Origin of the sequence: Bradyrhizobium sp. RDI18 (assembly GCF_043203335.1) — a bacterium.
Taxonomy (GTDB): domain Bacteria; phylum Pseudomonadota; class Alphaproteobacteria; order Rhizobiales; family Xanthobacteraceae; genus Bradyrhizobium; species Bradyrhizobium retamae.
This window is the reverse complement of record NZ_JBICRN010000008.1, coordinates 4,380,606-4,400,357: the sequence shown is the minus strand read 5'-3', so window position 1 is coordinate 4,400,357 and position 19,752 is coordinate 4,380,606. Positions and strand designations below refer to the sequence as shown.

Here is a 19,752-nt window from a genome sequence, read left to right as displayed (position 1 = left end):
GGGAAAATCCACCGGCCGTCGGCCGGTGGATTTTTTTATGGTTGTGTACCCGGCCGTTAACACGCCGGCCATGGCTTTGCATTAGGTTCGGAGAATGAGTGATTCGCTCGAACGGCTTTATCAGGCTGTTATCGCGGCCAAGGATCTCGATCCGGCGACGTCGCGCACGGCCCGGCTGTTTCAGCGCGGCCCCTCCAAGATGGCCAAGAAGCTCGCCGAGGAAGCCATCGAAGTCGTGATCGATGCCGTCAACGGCAAGACCGACGCGGTGGTCCGCGAGAGCGCCGACCTGCTCTATAACCTGACCGTGCTCTGGGCATCGGCCGGCGTGAAGCCGGAGGACGTCTGGCGCGAGATGGAGCGGCGCGAGGACCTGCTCGGCATCGCCGAGAAGCTGCCGAAGCCCGTCAAGTCGCCGAAAACGGCGCCAAACAAGCCGCTGCCCAAGGCGGCGGCTGGCCCCGCAGCCCGGCGGCGAATTGTCGCGCTGGAAGGCCGTTCCTTACGCAAGCGGTAGTAAATCCCCTCAAATTCCGTCGTTTTCCGGCATGGACAAATCCGCTCCATGATGGTTCATGCGCCCATGCTCAAACGGACCTACGATTGGTGTATCAACGCCGCCGACAAGCCCTATGCGCTTTGGATCATGGCGGCGGTGTCTTTCGCGGAAAGCTCGTTCTTCCCGATCCCGCCCGACATCATGCTGCTGCCGATGTCGCTGGCGCAGCCGAAGAAGGCGTGGTGGTTCGCGACCGTCTGTACCATCGCATCCGTTGCCGGCGGCGTGGTCGGATACGCCATCGGTGCGTTGCTCTACGACTCGGTCGGGTACTGGCTGATCACGGTCTACGGTCTCAGTGACAAGGTCGAAACCTTCCGCGCCTCCTATGCCGAATGGGGCGCGGTGATCATCCTGCTGAAGGGGCTGACGCCGATCCCCTACAAGCTCGTCACCATCACCTCCGGGTTTGCCGGCTACAACATCTGGCTGTTCATCCTTTGCTCGATCGTGGCGCGCGGCGGGCGGTTCTTCGTGGTCGCGGTCCTGCTCAACCGCTATGGCGACGCGATCCGGGCCGAGCTGGAAAAGCGCCTTGGCACCTGGGTGGCCATCGGTGCCATCGTCCTGGTGTTCGGCTTCTACGCCGCGTTCAAGCTGGTCTAGGCTTTGCCGGCATCCCGGCCCCAGGCTACGTTTCGTTCCATGTCCGATCGAATCGGCCGTTTGATCAAGCTATTCGGGACGCACGCGACCGTTGGCCTCGTTGCATCCGTGCTTGCGATCGCTCCCGATGCCGGCTGGTCGCAAGGCGCGCCGCAGCCCTCGCTCGGCCTGCAGTCGCCGGCGCAGCAGCCGATGCCGGCGCAGCCCGAGCGGCAACAGAGTGAGCCGCAGCAAGCGCCGCGCCAGGAAAGTCCCGGCCTGATCAACGAAATCGGAAAGCTGTTCGAGAAATCCAGGTCGCTGCTGCCGCCGCTGAAGAGCCCGGGCGAGACCATCGACGATCTCAACGCCGGCGCCAAGGGTGCCAGCGACAGCCTGTCGAACATCGCCAGGCCATCAGTCATGGTGAGCGGGCGGGCGGCGTGTCTTGTCGCGGCCAACGGCGCGCCGGACTGCAAGGCCGGCGCCGACCGGCTGTGCCAGAGCAAGGGCTACAAGGAAGGCAAGAGCCTCGATACTGACGCGGCCGAGAAATGCTCGCCGAAAGTGTTCCTGCCCGGCTACAAGCGGCAGTCTGGCGATTGCAAGACGGAAAATTACGTAACGAGGGCGCTTTGTCAGTAGTGGTCGTTCCTTCATCTGGCAGCGCCAAAACGCAATACTTGACACTGGAAAGATTGCCTTGTCGGTTGGTATGACGTCTGGCATCTCTAGGGCCAAATCGTTTGCCTGAATAACCAGAGGATCGCTTCGAATGTCCATGCCCGCATTGTTCAAGGGCCGCCTGTCGATACCCGTGATCGGGTCGCCGCTGTTCATCATCTCCGTGCCCGATCTCGTGATCGCCCAGTGCAAGGCCGGCGTGGTCGGATCGTTTCCGGCGCTGAATGCGCGGCCGGCTTCGTTGCTCGACGAATGGCTGGCGCGGATCACCGAAGAACTCGCGGCCTACGACAAGGCGCATCCGGAGCGGCCGTCGGCGCCGTTTGCGGTGAACCAGATCGTTCACAAGTCCAACAACCGGCTCGATCACGACCTTGCGGCCTGCGAGAAGTACAAGGTGCCGATGCTGATCACCTCGCTCGGCGCGCGTGAAGATCTCAATCAGGCGGCGCATAATTGGGGCGGCATCGTCTTCCACGACGTGATCAACCAGAAGTTCGCGCACAAGGCGGTCGAGAAGGGCGCCGACGGCCTGATCCTGGTTGCGGCCGGCGCCGGCGGCCATGCCGGCACGATCTCGCCGCTCGCCTTCGTCGAGGAAACGCGCGCCTGGTTCGACGGACCGATCGCGCTGTCGGGCGCGATTGCCAACGGCCGCGCCATCCGTGCGGCGCGCATCCTCGGTGCCGACTTCGCCTATATCGGCTCCGCCTTCATCGCGACCCAGGAAGCTAACGCGGTCGAAGCCTACAAGGAGATGATCACGTCGTCGTCGGCGGAAGACATCGTCTATTCAAACCTGTTCACCGGCGTGCACGGCAATTACCTCAAGCCGTCGATCGTCAAGGCTGGTCTCAATCCCGACGACCTGCCGACCTCCGATCCCTCGAAGATGAGTTTTGGCACCGACGCTTCCGGCGAGCGCGCCAAGCCAAAGGCATGGAAGGAGATCTGGGGCAGCGGCCAGGGTATTGGCGGCATCGGCAAGGTGGTGCCGGCCGCCGAGTTGATCGCGCGGTTCAAGAAGGAATATGACGAGGCGGTCGATCCCGCATTGTGAGGTGCCCTGCGGGTCGCGCGCCGCCGTGAAGGCGACGGAGGATCGGTGATGGCCGGACAGAACCTGAGTGCGCGTGTTGCACTGGTGACGGGCGCGTCCCGCGGTATCGGCGCGGCAGTTGCCTTGACGCTTGCCGAAGCCGGCGCCGCGGTCGCGGTCAATTACCGCGAGCGCGCTGGTGATGCCGATGCTGTTGTCGCCCGGATCAAGGCCAATGGCGGCCACGCCAACGCGATCGGAGCCGATGTCTCGCAGGCCGCGGCCGTCGCCAACATGGTCGAACAGGTGGCCTCCGCGCTCGGTCCGATCGACATTCTCGTCAACAATGCCGGCTTAGCTCTCGTGCGCGGCGTCGACGATCTCACCGAGGACGATTTCGACCGCACCATCGCGGTAAACTTGAAATCGGCGTTCCTGTGCACGCAGGCGGTGCTGCCGGCGATGCGGGCGCGGAAATGGGGCCGCATCGTCAACATCTCGTCGGGCGCGGCGCGCGGCGCCGGCGCGATCGGCGTGCACTACAACGCCTCCAAGGCCGGCATGGAAGGACTGACGCGCGGCTACGCGGCGCGCCTCGTCAAGGAAGGCATCACCGTCAACGCGGTGGCGCCGTCGCTGATCGAGACCGACATGATGGGCGGCCGGACGGATCTGGCGCGCAACATCCCGCTCGGCCGCATGGGCCAGGCCGAGGAAGTCGCACAAGCCGTCGCGATGGTGCTCGGCAACAGCTACATGACCGGGCAGACCATCGTCCTCAATGGCGGCATGGCGTTCATTTGATGCGCCGCCTTGCTCGCCGTCTCCCGCGAATGGCGCACGGTGTCCTGTTTGCCGCGGGCTCGACTCGTTCCGCCGAAGCAGGCAAGAAGCTCGTCCCTTGATCGACAGGATTTCTCATTCAATGGACGGCATTTTTCGCGTTGACGGCAACGACGTCGTCACCAGCCCCTTTGCGGCAGGGCCATGGGACCCGAGCATGCAGCACGGCTCGCCGCCGGCGGCGCTGGTGGTGTGGGCGGCGGAGCGGATTCCGACGCCGGTCGCGATGCGGGTTGCGCGCGTGACCGTGGACCTGATGCGTCCCGTGCCGGTGGCGCCGCTGACCATCGAGAGCGAAGTTTTGCGCGAGGGCCGCAAGATCCAGCTCTGCGCGGTCAGGCTACTGGCCAAAGGCGTCGTCGTGGTCGGCGCGACCGTGCTGAAGATCAAGGTGCAGGCCCAGGAACTGCCGCTAGAGACCGCGATCCCGCCGGTCGAGCTTCCGGGGCCGGATCGATCGCGCGTCGAGCCCGCAGATTTTTCCTCCAGCCCGTTCGTATCAGGGATGTCGCTGCGCGCCGCGCGCGGCCGCTTCGGCGAGCCCGGTCCCGGCGCGATCTGGTATCGCGTCGACCGGCCGATCGTGGAAGGCGCAGCCGTTTCGCAGGCGATGCGGGCGATGGCGGCGGCGGATTTCTGCAACGGCACCTCGGCCGTGCTGGATTTCCGCGCCTGGACCTTTCTCAATGCCGACCTGACCGTGAATTTTGCCCGTGAGCCGGTCGGCGACTGGATCCTGCTCGATGCCGAGTCCTGGATCGGTCCCGACGGCGCGGGGCTGGCAATGGCGCGGCTCGCCGACGAGCGCGGCTATTTCGGCCGCGCCATCCAGAGCCTTGTCATCGAGAAGCGCTGAGCGCGCCGCCAGAGGGGCATGGTGAAGCCGCGATCACAGGGGTCGCGGCTTCCCGATCATTCGAGATCTATCGGCTGGTAACGCCCGTTCTCGTCGAGTGCCGTGCCCCACACCTTGTTCGAAGCCTGGTGCTCGGAGCGGCCGAAGCTGAGCTGGGTCCCGAGACCGAGGTCGAGATTGCGCATGGTCTCCAGCGTGTCGATCAGCTTCTCGGTATCGAGCTGCGGCCCGGTCCGTTTGATGCCCGCGATCAGGACGTTGGCGGCGACATAGCCCTCGAACGAAACGTAGTCGGGCGCTTCGCCTGGGAAATACTTGGCGAGCGCATTCTTGTATTCGAGCACGGCCGACGAATAGCCCGACACCGCCGGCACCACCTGCGTCACGATCACGCCGTTGGTGTAACGCGGTCCCAAGAGTTTCAGTTCTTCGGCGAGCGCCGTGGAGCCGACGAACGAGACGTTGGAGTAGATCAACCCGGGATAGAGGTCACGCGTTTTCTCGATGAACCGCGCCGCGGCCCGGTAGGTGGCGACCATGACGACGGCCTTGATCGGCGGTTTCGCGAGCTTCAACTGGTTGATCGCGTCGTCGACGTCGACGGTGTTTCGCGCATAATTGAGCCGGAGGATGGCGCCGTCGTTCACGCCCATGGAGCGAAACGCCTTGGCGACACCGGCAAATCCGGCGTCGCCGTACGAATCCTGCTGCGCGAACACCGCGATCTGGCGGGGCTGCAGCCGGCGTATCTTGACGAGGTAGCGGACGACTGCGTCGGTTTCCTGAACATAGCTGGCGCGGTAGTTGAACACGTAGCGATCCGGCGGATCGTTGCGCAGGATGTTGGCGCCGGTGAAGGCTCCGAAGAACAGCATCCGGCGCTCGAGCGCATAGGGAATCGCCACCGCCGCGGTCGGCGTGCCGACATTGCCGACGATGCCGAACACCTGGTCCTTTTCATAGAGCTGCTTCATCGCTTCCGCGGTGCGCGAAGGCTCGTAGCCGTCGTCGGCGGCGTGCAGTTTGAGCATCCGCCCGTCGACGCCGCCGGCATCGTTGATCCGGTTGAAGGCGGTCTCGATTCCGAGCTTCATCTGGCGTCCCAGCTCACGGGCCGAGCCGGAGAAGGGCGCGGCGATGCCGAAGCGGATTTCCTTTTCGCCGATGCCGCGTGGCAGCGGCCCGGTCGGAACCGGGGCAGTCGGCGCGGTTGCTGCGTTCGCGGCCGTTGCCGCAGCGGCAGGGGACGGGCCGATGACGCTGGAAAGACTGGGGCCTGAGATCGAGCGTTCGAGATCGGCAAGCTGACGATCGGCCCGGATGCAATCGATTTTGCCCGAGCTAACGGCGGCGCGGCCGTCGGCCACGCTGCGATCGAACGTCTGGGTGAGATCAGAACGCTCGGCCTCGTTCGACGAGGCTTCCCGGATCACCTGTGAAAACTTGTCGACGATGGTCTGGATGCGGGGACGCGCAATGTCGCGGCAGGCCTGGGCCGAGCCGATCACGGGGCCGACGCGGCCTGCAAGGTCGCGCACGATCGCAACGTCGCCGGCAGCCTGAGCGCTGCCTGCGATTCCTGAACAGCACGGCCCCGACCAGCAAGGAGATCCGGTGCGAGGTCATGGCAAACTCCTTGAGAACAAGATGGCGGAAAGTCGGTTCTCAGGCATTGTCATTCCTCCATCTGGATCATGGGTTGGCGCGTTGTGGCGTCGCCGGATCCGGCTTCTCGCGCCACTGCATGAATTGCTTGAGCAACTGGGACTGCTCAGGCGCAGGCGAGGCGCTCGGTGGCGTGGAGGCGAGAACGGCCTGGAATTCGCTGATTGCAGGCTTTGGCGAAGCCTCTCCGGATTGGAACAGGGCAGCCTTGATCGACTGCACGATTCCGGAGGACGCCGACGGCTCACCGTCGCTCTGCCGCGAGCCCGGCACGGCGATGACGAAGAACAGCGCCACCACAGCCGCGACGCCGATCGCGGCACCAAAGCGCGCTGCGACGCTCCACAACGCCTTCTTCGATTCCAGTTGAGGTTCGCGCATGATCTCGGGATCGAGGCGATGGCGCAGCGCATCGGATACGGCGCTCTCGAGCTGGGAGTCGAACGACGCCGGAGAGAACGGTGTCGTTGCGGGGCTGGCGTCGCGCATGGAAGCCGATCGCTCACGTAGCGAGCGCGGCGCGTAGTACAGGGGATCGCGGGGATTGATGTGGTCCTGCTCACTCACACTACTCATACGCTTACTCCTCATGTCGCTTGGCGGATTGACCGGCGGATTGCTCGGCGGCGGAACGGCAGGTGACGTACCGGTCAGGAGTTCCAGATCGCGGAAGAGGCGCGCGGGATCATCGACGTCCGCTTTCTGTCCGCTATCGAGCTCGCTTGGAAGATTTGAATCAAGGTGTGAGGCGTCGTCCCTGCGTCCGACGGCACCTGCCTGCGAGATCGGATCTCGCGACCACACAACACTCACGGCTTTCACTGCCTCGTCCCCTGCCGGCAAATGTTCCCGTCTGTCCGACGGATTGAGCTGCCAGACCGCAGAGATCCGCCAGCACACATAAGTTTGTTGGAGCCGCGCGAGGACTAATTTAGGTCGGAAACGTGACGAAAGTAAGTTGAGCCCGCGTTAACTACAACTCCCGTGACCCCTGTTTTCAAAGGGTTTTGGCGTGCGTTCCGCACGATAAGCAGCATGAATCGGCCACAAATGCGCCGGATTCGCCGCCCGTTGCGCTGCTTTCTGCGCGTAGCGCGGGTTTTCACATTAATTACTCGTTAACCAAGTTCGTCGATTGTTAACCATTCAATAAGAAAGGCGAGTCGAACATCATGGACGTCCGAGCGGATCCCACGCGTCAACTGGTCCGGCTGCGCGGCCGGTCCTATGTCGCGTTCGTATTCAGCCCTGTCGTGCCGATCGTGGAATGGCTCGCCGAGATCGACGCCACGCTGGCGCGCTCGCCCGGATACTTCGTCGGCAAGCCGATTGTGCTCGATCTCTCGGCCGTCGATCTCTCAAGCTCCGCCATCGCCCATCTCGTCGGCAGTCTCAACGAGCGCAACATCCGCGTCCTCGGAATCGAGGGTGTGGAGGAAGATCGTCTCGCGGCGAGCATGCCGCCCTTGCTGACCGGCGGCCGTTCCTGCGTGATCACGCGAAACGAGCCGGCGCAGAAGCCGGAGCCCGAGCCGAAGCCGAAGCCGACCTCGCTGCTGCTGGAGAACCCGGTACGTTCGGGCCAGTCCATCGTCTTCATGGAAGGCGATGTCACGGTTTTGGGCTCGGTCGGGTCGGGCGCGGAGATCGTCGCCGGCGGATCGATTCACATCTACGGCACGCTGCGCGGCCGTGCGATGGCCGGCGTCAACGGCAATTCGGCCGCACGGATCTATTGCCAGAGAATCGAGGCCGAGCTGCTGGCGATCGATGGCTACTACCAGACCGCAGAAGAAATCGACGTCGCGCTCCGCAACCGCCCGGCGCAAGCCTGGCTGGAGGGCGACACCATGAAAATTACCCCGCTGAATTAACCGGCTAAGGAGATCAAGTATGGCCAAGGTCCTGGTCGTTACCTCGGGCAAGGGAGGCGTTGGAAAAACCACCTCGACGGCCGCGCTCGGTGCGGCGCTTGCGCAAGGCGGGCAAAGCGTCGTGGTGGTCGATTTCGATGTCGGCCTGCGCAACCTCGATCTGGTGATGGGCGCCGAACGCCGCGTGGTGTTCGACCTCATCAACGTGGTGCAGGGTGTCGCCAAGCTGCCGCAGGCCCTGATCCGCGACAAGCGGCTGGAAAGTCTCTGGCTGCTGCCGGCCTCACAGACTCGCGACAAGGATGCGCTGACCGACGAGGGCGTCGGCCGCGTTATCACCGAGCTCAGGAGCCGGTTCGACTGGATTCTGTGCGACAGCCCGGCCGGCATCGAGCGCGGTGCGACGCTCGCAATGCGCTATGCCGACGAAGCCGTCATCGTCACCAATCCCGAAGTGTCCTCGGTGCGCGACTCCGACCGCATCATCGGCATGCTCGATTCGAAGACGGTGAGGGCGGAGCGCGGCGAGCGGGTAGAAAAGCATGTGCTGATCACCCGCTACGATCCGGCGCGTGCGGCGCGCGGCGAGATGCTCAATATCGACGACATCCTGGAAATCCTCGCGACGCCTCTGCTCGGCATCATTCCCGAGAGCCAGGATGTCCTGAAGGCGTCCAACGTCGGCACGCCGGTGACGCTCAACAATGCCGAGAGCGCGCCGGCCCGCGCCTATATCGATGCCGCACGCCGCCTGATGGGCGAACAGGTCGCCATGACCGTGCCGGCCGAGCGCAAGGGCTTCATGAACCGCCTGCTGGGACGGAGAGCTGCATGAGCATGAATCTGCTGCGGCTGTTTAGCGGCCGCAATGCATCCGCCCCAGTTGCGCGGGAGCGGCTGCAGATCCTGCTAGCGCATGAGCGCGGGCTGCTCGGTCAGTCCGACTTGCTGGCCACGCTGCGGGAGGAAATCCTCGCGGTGGTGTCGAAGCACGTGGTGCTCGATCCCGACAAGGTGATGGTTAAGCTGGAGCGTGGCAAGACGGTGTCGACACTCGAAGTCGATATCGAAGTGCCCAATAATTTCGACAAGAAGGCTCCTACCGAAAAGCGCATGGCCGGCTGAAAGGCGAGCTGCCGACCGAGCTAACTGATCGCTACCCCACCATCCGCTCCCGCCCGGTCCAGAAGCCCGCCTTCAGCACCTTCTTGTCGACCTTGCCGACGCCGGTCATCGGCAACTCGCTAACGAACTTGATGTGCTTGGGCGCGTGCGCCGAGCCCTTCTTCGCCTTCACGAGGTTGATCAGCTCGTCCGGATTCGGTCGCGCGCCTTCGCGGGCGACGATCACGGCGGTGACGGCCTCGCCCCATTTGTCATCGGGTACGCCGACCACGGCGACCATGGCGACGTCGGCATGCTGCGACAAGACATCCTCGACCTCGCGTGGAAAGATGTTGAAGCCGCCGGAGACGATCATGTCCTTCTTGCGGTCGAGGATGAACATGTAGCCGCGTTCGTCCGATCGCGCGATGTCGCCGGTGTGCAGCCAGCCGTTCTTCAGCGTCTCCGCGGTCGCGTCGGGCCGCTTCCAGTACTCGGCCATCACATGCGTGCCGCGCACGCAGATCTCGCCGGCCTCGCCGGTTGCGACTTCCCGGTCGTCATTGTCGAGGATCTTCACCTGGCAAGCGGCGATCGGGAATCCGCAGGACAGGAACAGCTCCGGCGTCCTGGGATCGTGGTCGGCCTTGCGCAGCACGGACACCGGATAACACTCGGTCTGGCCGTAGAGCTGCGAGAACACCGGCCCGATCCGCTCGATGCCCTCGACCAGCCGGCTCGGCGACATCGCAGACGCGCCGTACAGCAGGAGTTCGAGCGAGGAGAGGTCGGTCTTGTCGAGTGAGGGATGATCCAGCATGACATAGATCATCGTCGGCACGAACAACGTGAAATTGATCTTCTCGCGCTCGATGGTCTTGAACACGGCTTCGGGATCAAAGCCCTTCAGCATGTGCACGGTGCCGCCGCGCATCAGCGTCGGCAGCACTTTCGTCCCCGCGACATGGCTGATCGGCGCGACGGTGAGATAGCGCGGCGTATCCGGAATTTCGAAATCGGCCAGGATCGCGCTGGCCCAGCCGCCATATTCCCGGTGGTGCCGCAGCGCGCCCTTGGATTTGCCCGTGGTGCCGCCAGTGTAATTGAGCGTGGCGATGTCGTCGGGTCCGGCAAAGCTGCGTGCCGTGGCGCTGCCGGCGGCTTCGACCGCCTGCAGGAGGTCGGCGCCGTAGCTGGCGGGGCCGAGCGTGAAGACAGTCTTTACCCCGGTCGCTTTGGCCGCGAGTTCGCCGCCGCGGTCGTGGAAGGTAACCCCGTCGACCACCAGGATCTGCGCTTGGGAATCCTCGAGCTGAAAAAGCTGGTCGTCCAGCGAACCCAAAGGATGCAGCCAGGTAATCGCCAATCGCGAGAGCTGCGCGGCGACGCCGGCGCACCAGGTGTCGGCGCGGTTGGCGGTGAGAAACGCGACGCGGCTGCCGGGCTGAAAGCCCAGCTTCATGAACACGGCCTGCATGCGCCCGATCATGTCGGTCGCGCCGCGATAGGTGAGCGATCCGCCCGGCCAGGCGAACGCCGTGCGCTCCGGGTAGCGCGCCAGCGCCAGCAAGGTCTGCTCGCATGCCGCCGGAAACGCGTAGAGCGGATTGCCCATCTTTCTTCCTCCTGCTTGTTTTGTAATTGGCCTTCGCCCGTGCCAATGTTGGGTAACGCTAACACAACAGGCACACTGCTCAAGCTAGGATGATGCAACCAACCGATGTTCTTGCGCGTTTTCGCGATCGCCTTAGCCTGCCGCTGATTGCGGCGCCGATGTTTCTCGTCTCCGGCGTCGAGCTGGTGGTAGCTGCCTGCCGCAACGGCGTGATCGGTTCGTTTCCGACCGTGAATTGCCGCAGCCCCGAACAACTCGATCAATGGCTGACGGACATCGACGACCGGCTGAAGGCGCACTCGGATGCAAGCGGCAAACCCGCGGCGCCCGTATGCGCCAACCTGATCGTGCATCGCTCCAATGCGCGGCTGGAGCAGGATCTGCAGGTGCTGCTGCATCACCGGCCGGAAATGGTTATCACCTCCGTCGGCTCGCCGGCGCCGGTATTGAAGCCGTTGCGCGATGCCGGCGCGCTGGTGTTTGCCGACGTCGCATCCATCCGCCATGCCGAACGCGCGGTCGCCGCCGGCGCGGATGGGCTGGTACTGCTGACGGCAGGCGCGGGCGGCCAGACCGGCTGGCTCAATCCCTTCGTGTTCGTGCGCGCGGTGCGCGCCTTCTTCGACGGGCCCCTGGTGCTGGCGGGCGGCATCGCGGATGGCCACGCCCTGCGCGCGGCCGAGGCGCTCGGCTGCGATCTCGCTTATATGGGTACCAAATTCATCGCCACGCGGGAGAGCATGGCGGACGCGCGCTACAAGGAGATGCTGGCCGCCAGCAGCGCCGACGACATCCTGCTGACCAAGGCATTCACGGGCCTGCTGACCAACATGCTGCGCCCCTCGATCGAGGCCGCCGGCCTCGATCCGGACGATCTTCCCGAGCGAGGCGCGATCGATATCGGCAAGGATATCGACATCGGCGCGCGCGAGGACCGCCCGAAACGCTGGAAGGATGTCTGGAGTGCGGGACATTCCGTTTCGGGCGTGGCGGAGGTTCTTTCGGTCGACGAGATGGTTGCGCGCACAGCGGCGGAATATCGGGACGCTGCCCCGCGATTTAGCTAGGGCGCAAAAGGTTCCCGGCGATCCAGCCACTGCATTTCTGTAATGCAGCAATGCCAGGCGTGCCCAACGGCAAATGCCAAGACAAAGCCGCCGCGCTGGCAAACTTCCGACACAGGATGACGGCGAAAACAGGCAATCCGACATGACGCACGCGCGAAGGCGAGACCGATTCCAGGTTTCGCCGCCGGGCGCAATTTATTCAGCGAGGCCTTCGTGTCGACCAAGCTCTTCCCCGCGATCCTGCTCATCGGCGCGCTGTTTGCCTTCCCGGTTTTCGCGCAGCCCGGCGCCGCGCCTGCCGCCCCTACCGACAAAGCTGACGTCCTGACGCCCGATCAGGCGAAGCGGGCGCTCGATACGCTTTCCGATGACAAGAAGCGCGCGCAAGTCATCGAGACGCTACGTGCGATCGCCAGTGCCTCGCCGGCACCGCAAGGCGCGGCTCCCGCACCCGAACAGAAATCCGCTATGCCGCTCACGGCGGACAGCCTCGGCGCACAGCTCCTGCTGACGGTATCCGAGCAAGTCGGTGAGATCTCGCGCGAGGTCGCCGATGTGGCGCGGACACTGACGGACTTTCGGGCGTTCTATTACTGGTTCGTGCGGACCGCCAACGATCCGTCCGCCTATCACCAGTTGTTCGACATCGCATGGAAACTGGCGCTGGTGTTCCTTTGCGCGCTCGCTGCCGAGTGGCTGGTTTTCCGCCTGATCAAGCGCCCGGTGGCGCTGTTGGAAGCGCGCCTGCCGCAAACGGCGCGCGCCCCGGTGCCGGCGCTGGCGGTGGCCGATCCGCCATCCTCCGTGGCTGACGTCACGGCCGCGCCCGAGCTGCATCGGCGGCGCCTCAGTTTGGCGCGCACTTGGCAGTCGCTGGTCAGGTTGCCCTTTGTGTTGGGACGTCTCGCGCTCGAACTGCTCCCGGTGCTCGTCTTTGTCGGTACCGCCACGATGTTGCTGGGAACCGGGATCGGCGATCTCGCAACCACCCGGCTCGTGATCCTCGCGGTCGTCAACGCCTATGCGCTGACGCGCGGGCTGATCTGCGTGGTACGGGCGCTGGCCGGACCTTTCGGCCTGTTTCGCGTTCGCGCCGAGACCGCAGCCTATATCGAGATATGGGCGCGGCGCATCGTCACCGTCGGTGTCTCGGGCATTGCCTTCGCCAATGTGGCGTTGCTGCTGGGCTTGCACCGCGGCGGCTACATGGCGTTGCTGCGCCTCGTGATGCTGGTCGTCCATCTCTTCATCGTCGTCATTATCCTGCAGTGCCGCCGCCAGGTTGCGGATGCTATTCGCGCGCCGGCCGGCCGCGACGGCGCAGCCGCCAGGGTGCGCAACCGCGTCGCCGGCCTGTGGCACTATCTTGCGATCGCGCTCGACCTCGCCTTGTGGGCGGTGTGGGCGCTCAACATCCGCAACGGCTACGCGCTGCTCCTGCAGTATTTCGTCGGCACGGTCGCAGTTGTGCTGATCGTGCGTCTTTCCACCATGCTGGTGCTGAGCTTGATCGATCGCGGCTTCCGCATCAGCCCGGAACTCCTGCTCCGCTTCCCGGGCCTGGAGAATCGCGCCAACCGCTATCTGCCGCTGTTGCGCAACGTCATCTCGGTCGCGATCGCCTTCATCGGCTTTGTCGCGCTGCTGGAAGTTTGGGGCATCGACGCCATCGTTTGGTTCTACGGCGGCCAGATCGGCAGCCGGCTGGTGTCGGCGGTGGTCACCGTCGGCATTGCAGCACTGGCTGCTGCGGCGATCTGGGAAATCAGCAACGCGTTGCTGGACCGCAAGGTTACCGCACTGTCGCGCGACGGTCACTACGCGCGCGCGGCGCGGCTGCGCACGTTTCAGCCGATGCTGCGAACGGCACTGTTGTGCCTCATCGTCGTCGTCGTTGGCCTCACGGCGCTCAGCGAGATCGGCGTCAATGTCGCGCCGCTGCTCGCCGGCGCCGGTATCGTCGGTATCGCCATCGGCTTCGGCTCGCAGAAACTGGTGCAGGACCTTATTACCGGGCTGTTTCTCCTGATCGAGAACACCGTCCAGGTCGGGGACACCGTCACACTGTCGGGCCTCTCAGGGGTCGTGGAGAATGTTTCGATCCGCACCCTTCGCCTGCGCGCCGGCGACGGCTCCGTGCATATCGTGCCGTTCAGTGCGGTGACGACGATCACCAATTCGAGCCGCGGCGCCGGCAACGCCGCCGTCAGCGTCAACGTGGCCTACAAGGAAGACACCGACCGCGCCGGCCAGATCCTGAAGGACATCGTCGCCGAAATGCGGCGCGAGCCCGAATTTCAGCACCTGATCCGCGGCGACCTCGAACTGTGGGGCGTCGACAAGGTAGACGGCTCGATGGCTTCGATCGTCGGCCAGATCCGCTGCACCGATGCCGGCCGCTGGCCGGTGCAGCGGGAATTCAACCGCCGCATGAAGCGGCGATTCCAGGAATGCGGCGTGGAAATCGCGCCCGCTAGCCAAACCATTCTGATGCAGGTTCCGGCGCCCACCGATGCCGCCGCGAATGCGCAGCCCAGGCGGGCGGCGGGTTAGTTCGTCACGCAACGCTATCCGCGTGTCTCAACGCAGGATTCGACCAAGGATGCGCGCCGCCTGATCGATCTCTTTTTCATTCCATGCCGCAAAGCCGAGAAACAGGCCGTGCTCATTGGTCTTGTGATACAGCATGCTCGATAACGGCCGGCTGGCGACGCCGGCGTCGAGCAGGCGCGCCGACAATTGCCGGTCGTTCGCCGGCCCGCTGCATCGCGCCAGCAGTTGCATTCCGCCGGCCGGGGCTTCGATCGCGAGGCGGTCGCCGGCTTCCGCGGCAAGCGCCTGCAGCATGCGGTCGCGCCGGCCCTTGTAGAGGCGCGTCATCCTTCTGATGTGGCCGAGATAGGCGCCGGATGCGATGAACTCGGCCAGCGCGTCCTGCATGGTAATCGACGTCAGCATTCCCATGTGGCGCTGCGCCAGTTCGAAGTGACCGATCAGCGCTTCCGGGACGACGAGGTAACCGAAGCGAATGTCCGCATACGTCGCTTTCGAGAAGGTGCCGAGATAGAACACGCGCGGCGACGTTGCGAGCCCCTGCAGGGCGGCCACCGGGCGGGCCTCGTAGTGAAATTCGCCGTCGTAGTCGTCCTCGATGATGCAGGCGCCCGTGGCTTCCGCAAAACGCAGCAGTTCGAGACGGCGGCCGATCGGCATCAGCCGCCCGGTGGGATATTGATGCGACGGCGTGACGAAGATCAGCCGCGGCGCCTCCTTGCGGGATGAGACGGCCATGCCTTGCGCGTCGAGCGGTATGGCGGAAACGATGGCGCCGGCGGCATGCAATGCAGTGTTGGCGCCGCCATAGCCCGGGCTTTCGATCCAGGCGTGATCGCCGCGCTCGAGCAGCGCATCTGCGATCAGCGTCAGACCGGATTGCGCCGTCGGCATGATCAATATCTGATTGGCCTTGGCTTTGATTCCGCGATGAACCACGAGATGCCCGAGCAGCGCTTCCTGCAGCGGTCGATGGTTGATGGGCCGGTCGCGGCGCAGCGGTGCGTTTCGCGCCGCGCGCCGCAGGCAGCGGCTCCACACATCGTGCGGAAACTCGCGCTCGTCCGCCAGCCCGGGCTGAAACGGTCGCGGCCGTCCCTCATGAACAGGCGGCCAGCCCGCCCGCTGCAGACTGCGCGCCCAGGACGACAGGCCTATCCGCTCGCTTCCGGCCCGGCTGCTTCGCGGCGACATCTTGCGGCGATCGAGCGACAGGCCTTCGGCGACGACCGGACGGCGTCCAACGGAGAGCGAGAGATAGCCTTCCGCGGCCAATTGCTCGATTGCAAACGAGACCGTGTTGCGTGAGAGGGCGAGCGATTGCGCCAGTTGCCGGCTCGAGGGCAGGCGCTGGCCGGGCGCGAGGCGTCCTTCCGTGATGAGGTGCCGCAACTGGTCGGTGAGCTGGCGCGTCAAGGTCGCGCCGCTGTCGCGCGCCAGATGCAGCATTCCGGGAATCAGATCGTCCACAACTGGTACCAGTAAATCGTCAAAACTGGTCCTTTCACTAGAGCCAGTTGAAGGGCTAGGCAATGCCCAGCGGCTCATGACGGGACCAGTTCGAGATGGCCAGTGGACTTTCAACCCGCAGCGCGGCGGTGCTGCTTGTCGGCGTCGTGTTCGCGTGGGGGACCAACTGGCCGGTGACGAAGATGATCGTGCACGACGTGTCCCCGCTATGGGCGACGGCGCTGCGCTGCATGATCGCCGCCGCGACGCTGGCGCCGATGTTGTGGGCGCAGGGGACGTTCATCGTGCCGAAGCGCGGCGATCTGCCGGTCGTGTTCTGCACCTCGATCCTGCACCTGGTGGCGTTTTCCGCGCTGGTGGCGGCCGGGCTGCAATTCGTGCCGGCGGGCAGGGCGATCGTGCTCGGCTATACGACGCCGCTATGGGTGGCGATCGGAGCAGCCATGTTTCTGTCGGAGCATATCACGCGCCGGCGCACGATCGGTATCGGCTGCGGCCTGGCGGGCCTCGCGATCATCTTCAATCCGCAGACGCTGAACTGGGCTGACCGCAACGCGCTGTTCGGCAGCGGCCTGATTCTGATTGCCGCGTTCTGCTGGGCCGGCAACATCGTTTACGTCCGCGCGCACAAATGGATTTCGACACCCTTCCAGCTCGGGTTCTGGCAGGTGCTGCTGGCGGCCGCGCTGCTTGCGACCATCGCGTGGCTCGTGGAAGGCCCGCCGCAGATCGTGTGGACGGGGCGTCTTGCCACGTTGATGCTCTATAGCGGAATTGTCTGCACCGCATTCGCCAACTGGGCGATGACCATGGTGAACCGCAGCCTGTCGGCCGTCACCACCTCGCTGTGCCTGCTGGCGACGCCGCTGCTCGGCATCGTCAGCGCCACCGCCATCCTGAACGAGCCGCTGGAGCCGTCGCTGTTTCTTGCGATGGCGCTGATCATCGGCGGCATCGCGCTCGGCACCATCGCCGGTGGCTCGCTTCGAGAAAAGACGGCCTAGTTCGCCACGAAATACCAATTCTCGTCGTAGCGCTCGAGCCGGCTCGGCGGCTTGTCGGCGAATTCGAAGAAGTTTTTGGGATCGCCGCCCGGCGGCACGCGCAGGAAGCCGGTGAAATAGTGCTTCAGGCCGCGTGAGGTCAAAAACAGCACATAGGTGCCTTCTTCCGTCTCGTCGACGACGATGTCGTTGCCGACGGAAACGTTTGGCTCGCGGTCGCCGAGCGCGACCAGGTTCTTGTGGTAGGAGACGTTGGGTTTCAACTCGCCGGCTTCGATGCGCGCCACGATCCGTTCGCGGTCGGCCCGGTGCCAGCGGAAATTCTGCTGGAGGGCGACCTGATGCAGCGGGGCGTAGGCGAGAATGGCGAGCGCCAGCGCGCAGATCAGGAAGGGAAGGGCGAACTTCGCGCCACTGGTTCGGATCCTGGGGAGCAGCGAAGCCGACCACACGAGGCAGCCGAAGAACACCAGCGCGACCAGCGGCACGACGACAAGCAGGACGAAGCCGGAGGGCCAGTCCGCCATCGACAGTTCGAACGTCGCGATCGACAGCGTGAAGGCTGAAATCGCGATCGCCGCCACCAGCGCGGCGCGAACCGATGGCCCGGTGGCGACCGACGTTGTCTGGGATGTCGCTTCAGCCATGCCGGGCTGTTCCGCTCCGCCGTTTGCTTAGGTCCCGGCGGTTGCCATGCCGAAGGCTTAACGCGCCGTTAACCATATCGGCCCCAACAATAGCCCCAGACGAAGGTCCGCCGCCACGGTCGGACGGCAAATCGAAAGGGGTATGGAATGGATTTCGATCGGTATTTTGCCAAAACCCCGGCAACCCTCGACGAGATCCGGCGCCGGGTGATGTTTGCGCTCGATCGGCATCCGCTGTGCCGCGGTATCGAGTTCGACGTCGTCAGCATGCCGCGCAACCGCAAGTGCAACTGGACCGTCACCTTGCAGCAGGTCGCCCCCGACGCCCTGTGGGAAGCCTCCGATATCGTTGCCGATATCCAGGAGGCCTATGATTTGGCCGCAGCGGCCTGATTCCAGGGCTATTTTGGGACTTTTTCCCCATCTTTTTCGACCGCGTCAGCGCGGCGATTGGCATCGTATAGCCTCAATTGTCATCCAGTTTTCGGCAAAAGGGCCAAACGTCGGCGGGAATGGAGACCTTTTTGACCAAGACTATGACGATTGTCGCGCTGATCTGTTTTCTCGTGGCCGGCGCCGCCGTCACCGCCATTGTCGGCCGCGACAGCCTGCCTGCCGCCCGGTTCGAACTGGCGTCGGCTTCCTCGGTCCAGGCTCCGGTCTCGAACAAGGAAGGCAAAAAGGATCGCCTGGCGGTTCTAAGCTACGCCACTGCCGCGATTGATCCCCAGCCCAGGGATCCCGCGCTGAACGAATCGCTGCGCCGGGCCTATGCCTCGACGTCGCCAGTCGATATGGCCATGCCGAAGGAAATCGCGGCTCCCCCGTCCCGCCCACCACGTCCACCGCCGCGCCGAGCACGGCGCCGGTGCAGGCGCCTGCGCCCGTCAAGCCCAAGGCCGCAGCCAAGCCCCAGCCGCAGAAAAACTACACGCTATTGAGCGATGGCCAGATCGCCGGCATCAAGGACCGCCTGAAACTGACGGCGTCGCAGGAGTCCTACTGGCCACCGGTAGAGACTGCGCTGCGTGCCGTTGCCCGCAAGATTCATGCGGGCCGGCAGGCCAACCCGAATGCGACGGGCGTGCCGATCGATCCAGAGTCCGCGGAAGTCCAGCAATTGAAATCGGCGGCGATGCCGCTGCTGTTCCAGTTGCGTGAGGACCAGAAGAGCGAAGTGCGCTCGCTTGCCCGTATCATCGGGCTGGAAAAAGTCGCCGCAATGATCTGAGCGGCGATCTGCATCGGCCGCTGGTTCCGCAGAACTCCTACACACAGCGCCGCACCGGAACATCGCCCTACCCCACGCGTTGCCCGCGTGGATGAGGGAGTTTGCCGATGCGCACATCAACCGCCTATTTTGCGGGGGCAGGAACCGTGGTCGTCGCGGTCGCCGCCGGTCTCGGCGGTGGATACCTGGCTGCCAACATCGTCAGCCCGCCGACGCAGATAATCTCGAAACTGGAACGCCGGATGTCAGCGGAGCCGATACCCGTCTCGACGGAGCCATCGCAGCCGGTGCCCTATGTCGCGGCGACGGCGGCTGCGGCCAATACCGCGCCCGCCCAGGAGCAGCCGCAAACGCAGTCCCAACAGACGCAGCCACAGCCCCAAACGCAACCACAGCCGCAAATGGCGGCGGCAGCGCCGGCTGCTGATAATGCTTCCACCGAAGAGAAGACGGCCAATAACGCAGCGGCCGCTCAACTTGTACCGCCACCGCCGAAACCCTCGAAGCCCGCCGAACAGGCCAGCGAAAGGATTGCTGCGCCGGAGAAGGCTGCTGCGCCCCAGGAGGCGTTTGCCAGGGCGCGTGATGCCGATCTCAAACGCCCTGCCGCCGAACAGCGGCGCGCCGAGCGGCGCCAGCGCTGGGCCGACAAGCGCCGCTTCCAGCAGCCTCGCGAGCAGGACCTCGAGGCGGTCGAGACGCAGGTCCGCGAAGCAACCGAGCCGCGGCGCATCATCATCCGCGAAGAAGCGTTCGCTGGCGAGCCGGCACGAATCGAAATGCCGCGGATCAGGTTGTTCGATCAGGATTGATCGATCGTTTCCTTCGAACGGGGTATTCGTGTCCCGGACGCGGTGCAGCGTGTAGCGCTGCACCGCAGAGCCGGGACCCACTGGCACATGGACCCCGGATCAGCAGCGCACCACGCCGCAAGCGGCGCGCTGCGCAGCATCCGG

20 protein-coding genes are annotated in these 19,752 nt (G+C 64.7%); 15 read left to right on the top strand and 5 right to left on the bottom strand.

The features are described from left to right. The first annotated feature begins 94 nt into the window (after positions 1-94). From hisE to ACFXS9_RS30300, 6 genes are all read left to right on the top strand, one after another. Positions 95-517 (top strand): phosphoribosyl-ATP diphosphatase, encoded by a 423-nt coding sequence (hisE, locus tag ACFXS9_RS30325; protein ID WP_392695268.1) that lies wholly within the window; start codon positions 95-97, stop codon positions 515-517. A gap of 66 nt (positions 518-583) precedes the next feature. Beyond that, positions 584-1,165 (top strand): YqaA family protein, encoded by a 582-nt coding sequence (locus tag ACFXS9_RS30320; RefSeq protein WP_392695266.1) that lies wholly within the window; start codon positions 584-586, stop codon positions 1,163-1,165. 39 nt (positions 1,166-1,204) lie between these two features. Further along, the gene (locus ACFXS9_RS30315; protein WP_392695264.1) at positions 1,205-1,789 is read left to right on the top strand and encodes a hypothetical protein; all 585 of its coding nucleotides are present in this window, start codon (positions 1,205-1,207) and stop codon (positions 1,787-1,789) included. Between the two features lie 130 nt (positions 1,790-1,919). Beyond that, positions 1,920-2,888, top strand: a complete 969-nt coding sequence (locus ACFXS9_RS30310; protein WP_392695261.1) for an NAD(P)H-dependent flavin oxidoreductase — start codon at positions 1,920-1,922, stop codon at positions 2,886-2,888. Positions 2,889-2,936: 48 nt separating this feature from the next. Next, positions 2,937-3,671 carry an SDR family NAD(P)-dependent oxidoreductase gene (locus ACFXS9_RS30305; RefSeq protein WP_392695259.1) on the top strand — a complete coding sequence of 245 codons (735 nt, stop codon included), beginning with the start codon at positions 2,937-2,939 and terminating at the stop codon, positions 3,669-3,671. 121 nt (positions 3,672-3,792) lie between these two features. Next, on the top strand, positions 3,793-4,566 hold the full coding sequence (locus tag ACFXS9_RS30300; RefSeq protein WP_392695256.1) for a thioesterase family protein: 774 nt from the start codon (positions 3,793-3,795) through the stop codon (positions 4,564-4,566). Between the two features lie 56 nt (positions 4,567-4,622). Here the strand turns inward: ACFXS9_RS30300 and ACFXS9_RS30295 are convergent, their stop codons facing one another. After that, entirely contained in the window at positions 4,623-6,143 is a 1,521-nt protein-coding gene (locus ACFXS9_RS30295; RefSeq protein ID WP_392700100.1) for an ABC transporter substrate-binding protein, read from the bottom strand. Positions 6,144-6,258: 115 nt separating this feature from the next. After that, positions 6,259-6,807, bottom strand: a complete 549-nt coding sequence (locus ACFXS9_RS30290) for a hypothetical protein (RefSeq protein WP_392695253.1) — start codon at positions 6,805-6,807, stop codon at positions 6,259-6,261. A gap of 596 nt (positions 6,808-7,403) precedes the next feature. Between ACFXS9_RS30290 and minC the strand changes: the two genes are divergently transcribed. Genes minC through minE form a run of 3 tightly spaced genes read left to right on the top strand, consistent with a single transcriptional unit; the run spans position 7,404 to position 9,230 of the window. Further along, positions 7,404-8,105: a septum site-determining protein MinC gene (gene minC, locus ACFXS9_RS30285; protein WP_392695251.1), complete on the top strand. Its 702-nt coding sequence runs from the start codon at positions 7,404-7,406 to the stop codon at positions 8,103-8,105. A gap of 19 nt (positions 8,106-8,124) precedes the next feature. Beyond that, entirely contained in the window at positions 8,125-8,940 is an 816-nt protein-coding gene (gene minD, locus ACFXS9_RS30280; RefSeq protein ID WP_392695248.1) for a septum site-determining protein MinD, read from the top strand. After that, the gene (gene minE / locus ACFXS9_RS30275) at positions 8,937-9,230 is read left to right on the top strand and encodes a cell division topological specificity factor MinE (protein WP_156433752.1); all 294 of its coding nucleotides are present in this window, start codon (positions 8,937-8,939) and stop codon (positions 9,228-9,230) included. Before minD ends, minE begins: the two co-directional genes overlap by 4 nt. Before the next feature lie 31 nt (positions 9,231-9,261). Here the strand turns inward: minE and ACFXS9_RS30270 are convergent, their stop codons facing one another. Further along, the gene (locus tag ACFXS9_RS30270) at positions 9,262-10,824 is read right to left on the bottom strand and encodes an AMP-binding protein (RefSeq protein ID WP_392695245.1); all 1,563 of its coding nucleotides are present in this window, start codon (positions 10,822-10,824) and stop codon (positions 9,262-9,264) included. Between the two features lie 92 nt (positions 10,825-10,916). Here ACFXS9_RS30270 and ACFXS9_RS30265 point away from each other — a divergent pair, with 92 nt between their 5' ends. Beyond that, positions 10,917-11,891, top strand: coding sequence for an NAD(P)H-dependent flavin oxidoreductase (locus ACFXS9_RS30265; RefSeq protein ID WP_392700098.1), 975 nt, complete (start codon positions 10,917-10,919; stop codon positions 11,889-11,891). Between the two features lie 213 nt (positions 11,892-12,104). Beyond that, entirely contained in the window at positions 12,105-14,444 is a 2,340-nt protein-coding gene (locus ACFXS9_RS30260) for a mechanosensitive ion channel domain-containing protein (RefSeq protein WP_392695242.1), read from the top strand. Between the two features lie 27 nt (positions 14,445-14,471). On the opposite strand, the gene ACFXS9_RS30255 is transcribed toward ACFXS9_RS30260, so the two are convergent. Continuing rightward, positions 14,472-15,914: a PLP-dependent aminotransferase family protein gene (locus ACFXS9_RS30255; protein ID WP_392695240.1), complete on the bottom strand. Its 1,443-nt coding sequence runs from the start codon at positions 15,912-15,914 to the stop codon at positions 14,472-14,474. Positions 15,915-16,009: 95 nt separating this feature from the next. On the opposite strand from ACFXS9_RS30255, the gene ACFXS9_RS30250 reads away from it, so the two are divergent. Then, positions 16,010-16,918, top strand: a complete 909-nt coding sequence (locus ACFXS9_RS30250) for a DMT family transporter (protein ID WP_392695237.1) — start codon at positions 16,010-16,012, stop codon at positions 16,916-16,918. On the opposite strand, the gene ACFXS9_RS30245 is transcribed toward ACFXS9_RS30250, so the two are convergent. Further along, complete coding sequence (locus tag ACFXS9_RS30245; RefSeq protein ID WP_392695235.1) at positions 16,915-17,565, bottom strand: hypothetical protein; 651 nt, start codon at positions 17,563-17,565, stop codon at positions 16,915-16,917. The two genes, ACFXS9_RS30250 and ACFXS9_RS30245, sit on opposite strands and share 4 nt — an antisense overlap. A gap of 147 nt (positions 17,566-17,712) precedes the next feature. Between ACFXS9_RS30245 and ACFXS9_RS30240 the strand changes: the two genes are divergently transcribed. The 3 genes from ACFXS9_RS30240 to ACFXS9_RS30230 all read left to right on the top strand — a co-directional run bounded on the left by ACFXS9_RS30240 (position 17,713) and on the right by ACFXS9_RS30230 (position 19,608). Beyond that, on the top strand, positions 17,713-17,958 hold the full coding sequence (locus ACFXS9_RS30240; protein WP_392695232.1) for a hypothetical protein: 246 nt from the start codon (positions 17,713-17,715) through the stop codon (positions 17,956-17,958). Between the two features lie 475 nt (positions 17,959-18,433). Beyond that, positions 18,434-18,796: a hypothetical protein gene (locus tag ACFXS9_RS30235; protein ID WP_392695230.1), complete on the top strand. Its 363-nt coding sequence runs from the start codon at positions 18,434-18,436 to the stop codon at positions 18,794-18,796. A 107-nt stretch (positions 18,797-18,903) separates the two neighbouring features. Beyond that, positions 18,904-19,608, top strand: coding sequence for a hypothetical protein (locus ACFXS9_RS30230; RefSeq protein WP_392695227.1), 705 nt, complete (start codon positions 18,904-18,906; stop codon positions 19,606-19,608). The last annotated feature ends 144 nt before the right edge of the window (positions 19,609-19,752 follow it).

Bases quoted from the DNA above. Each gene is read 5' to 3' on its own strand.
- ACFXS9_RS30265 (WP_392700098.1), top strand. From the start codon at position 10,917: ATGCAACCAACCGATGTTCTTGCGCGTTTTCGCGATCGCCTTAGCCTG.
- ACFXS9_RS30315 (WP_392695264.1), top strand. From the start codon at position 1,205: ATGTCCGATCGAATCGGCCGTTTGATCAAGCTATTCGGGACGCACGCG.
- minD (WP_392695248.1), top strand. From the start codon at position 8,125: ATGGCCAAGGTCCTGGTCGTTACCTCGGGCAAGGGAGGCGTTGGAAAA.
- ACFXS9_RS30270 (WP_392695245.1), bottom strand. From the start codon at position 10,824: ATGGGCAATCCGCTCTACGCGTTTCCGGCGGCATGCGAGCAGACCTTG.
- ACFXS9_RS30245 (WP_392695235.1), bottom strand. From the start codon at position 17,565: ATGGCTGAAGCGACATCCCAGACAACGTCGGTCGCCACCGGGCCATCG.
- ACFXS9_RS30320 (WP_392695266.1), top strand. From the start codon at position 584: ATGCTCAAACGGACCTACGATTGGTGTATCAACGCCGCCGACAAGCCC.
- minC (WP_392695251.1), top strand. From the start codon at position 7,404: ATGGACGTCCGAGCGGATCCCACGCGTCAACTGGTCCGGCTGCGCGGC.
- ACFXS9_RS30300 (WP_392695256.1), top strand. From the start codon at position 3,793: ATGGACGGCATTTTTCGCGTTGACGGCAACGACGTCGTCACCAGCCCC.
- minE (WP_156433752.1), top strand. From the start codon at position 8,937: ATGAGCATGAATCTGCTGCGGCTGTTTAGCGGCCGCAATGCATCCGCC.
- ACFXS9_RS30305 (WP_392695259.1), top strand. From the start codon at position 2,937: ATGGCCGGACAGAACCTGAGTGCGCGTGTTGCACTGGTGACGGGCGCG.
- hisE (WP_392695268.1), top strand. From the start codon at position 95: ATGAGTGATTCGCTCGAACGGCTTTATCAGGCTGTTATCGCGGCCAAG.
- ACFXS9_RS30240 (WP_392695232.1), top strand. From the start codon at position 17,713: ATGGATTTCGATCGGTATTTTGCCAAAACCCCGGCAACCCTCGACGAG.
- ACFXS9_RS30230 (WP_392695227.1), top strand. From the start codon at position 18,904: ATGCGCACATCAACCGCCTATTTTGCGGGGGCAGGAACCGTGGTCGTC.
- ACFXS9_RS30310 (WP_392695261.1), top strand. From the start codon at position 1,920: ATGTCCATGCCCGCATTGTTCAAGGGCCGCCTGTCGATACCCGTGATC.
- ACFXS9_RS30250 (WP_392695237.1), top strand. From the start codon at position 16,010: ATGGCCAGTGGACTTTCAACCCGCAGCGCGGCGGTGCTGCTTGTCGGC.
- ACFXS9_RS30290 (WP_392695253.1), bottom strand. From the start codon at position 6,807: ATGAGTAGTGTGAGTGAGCAGGACCACATCAATCCCCGCGATCCCCTG.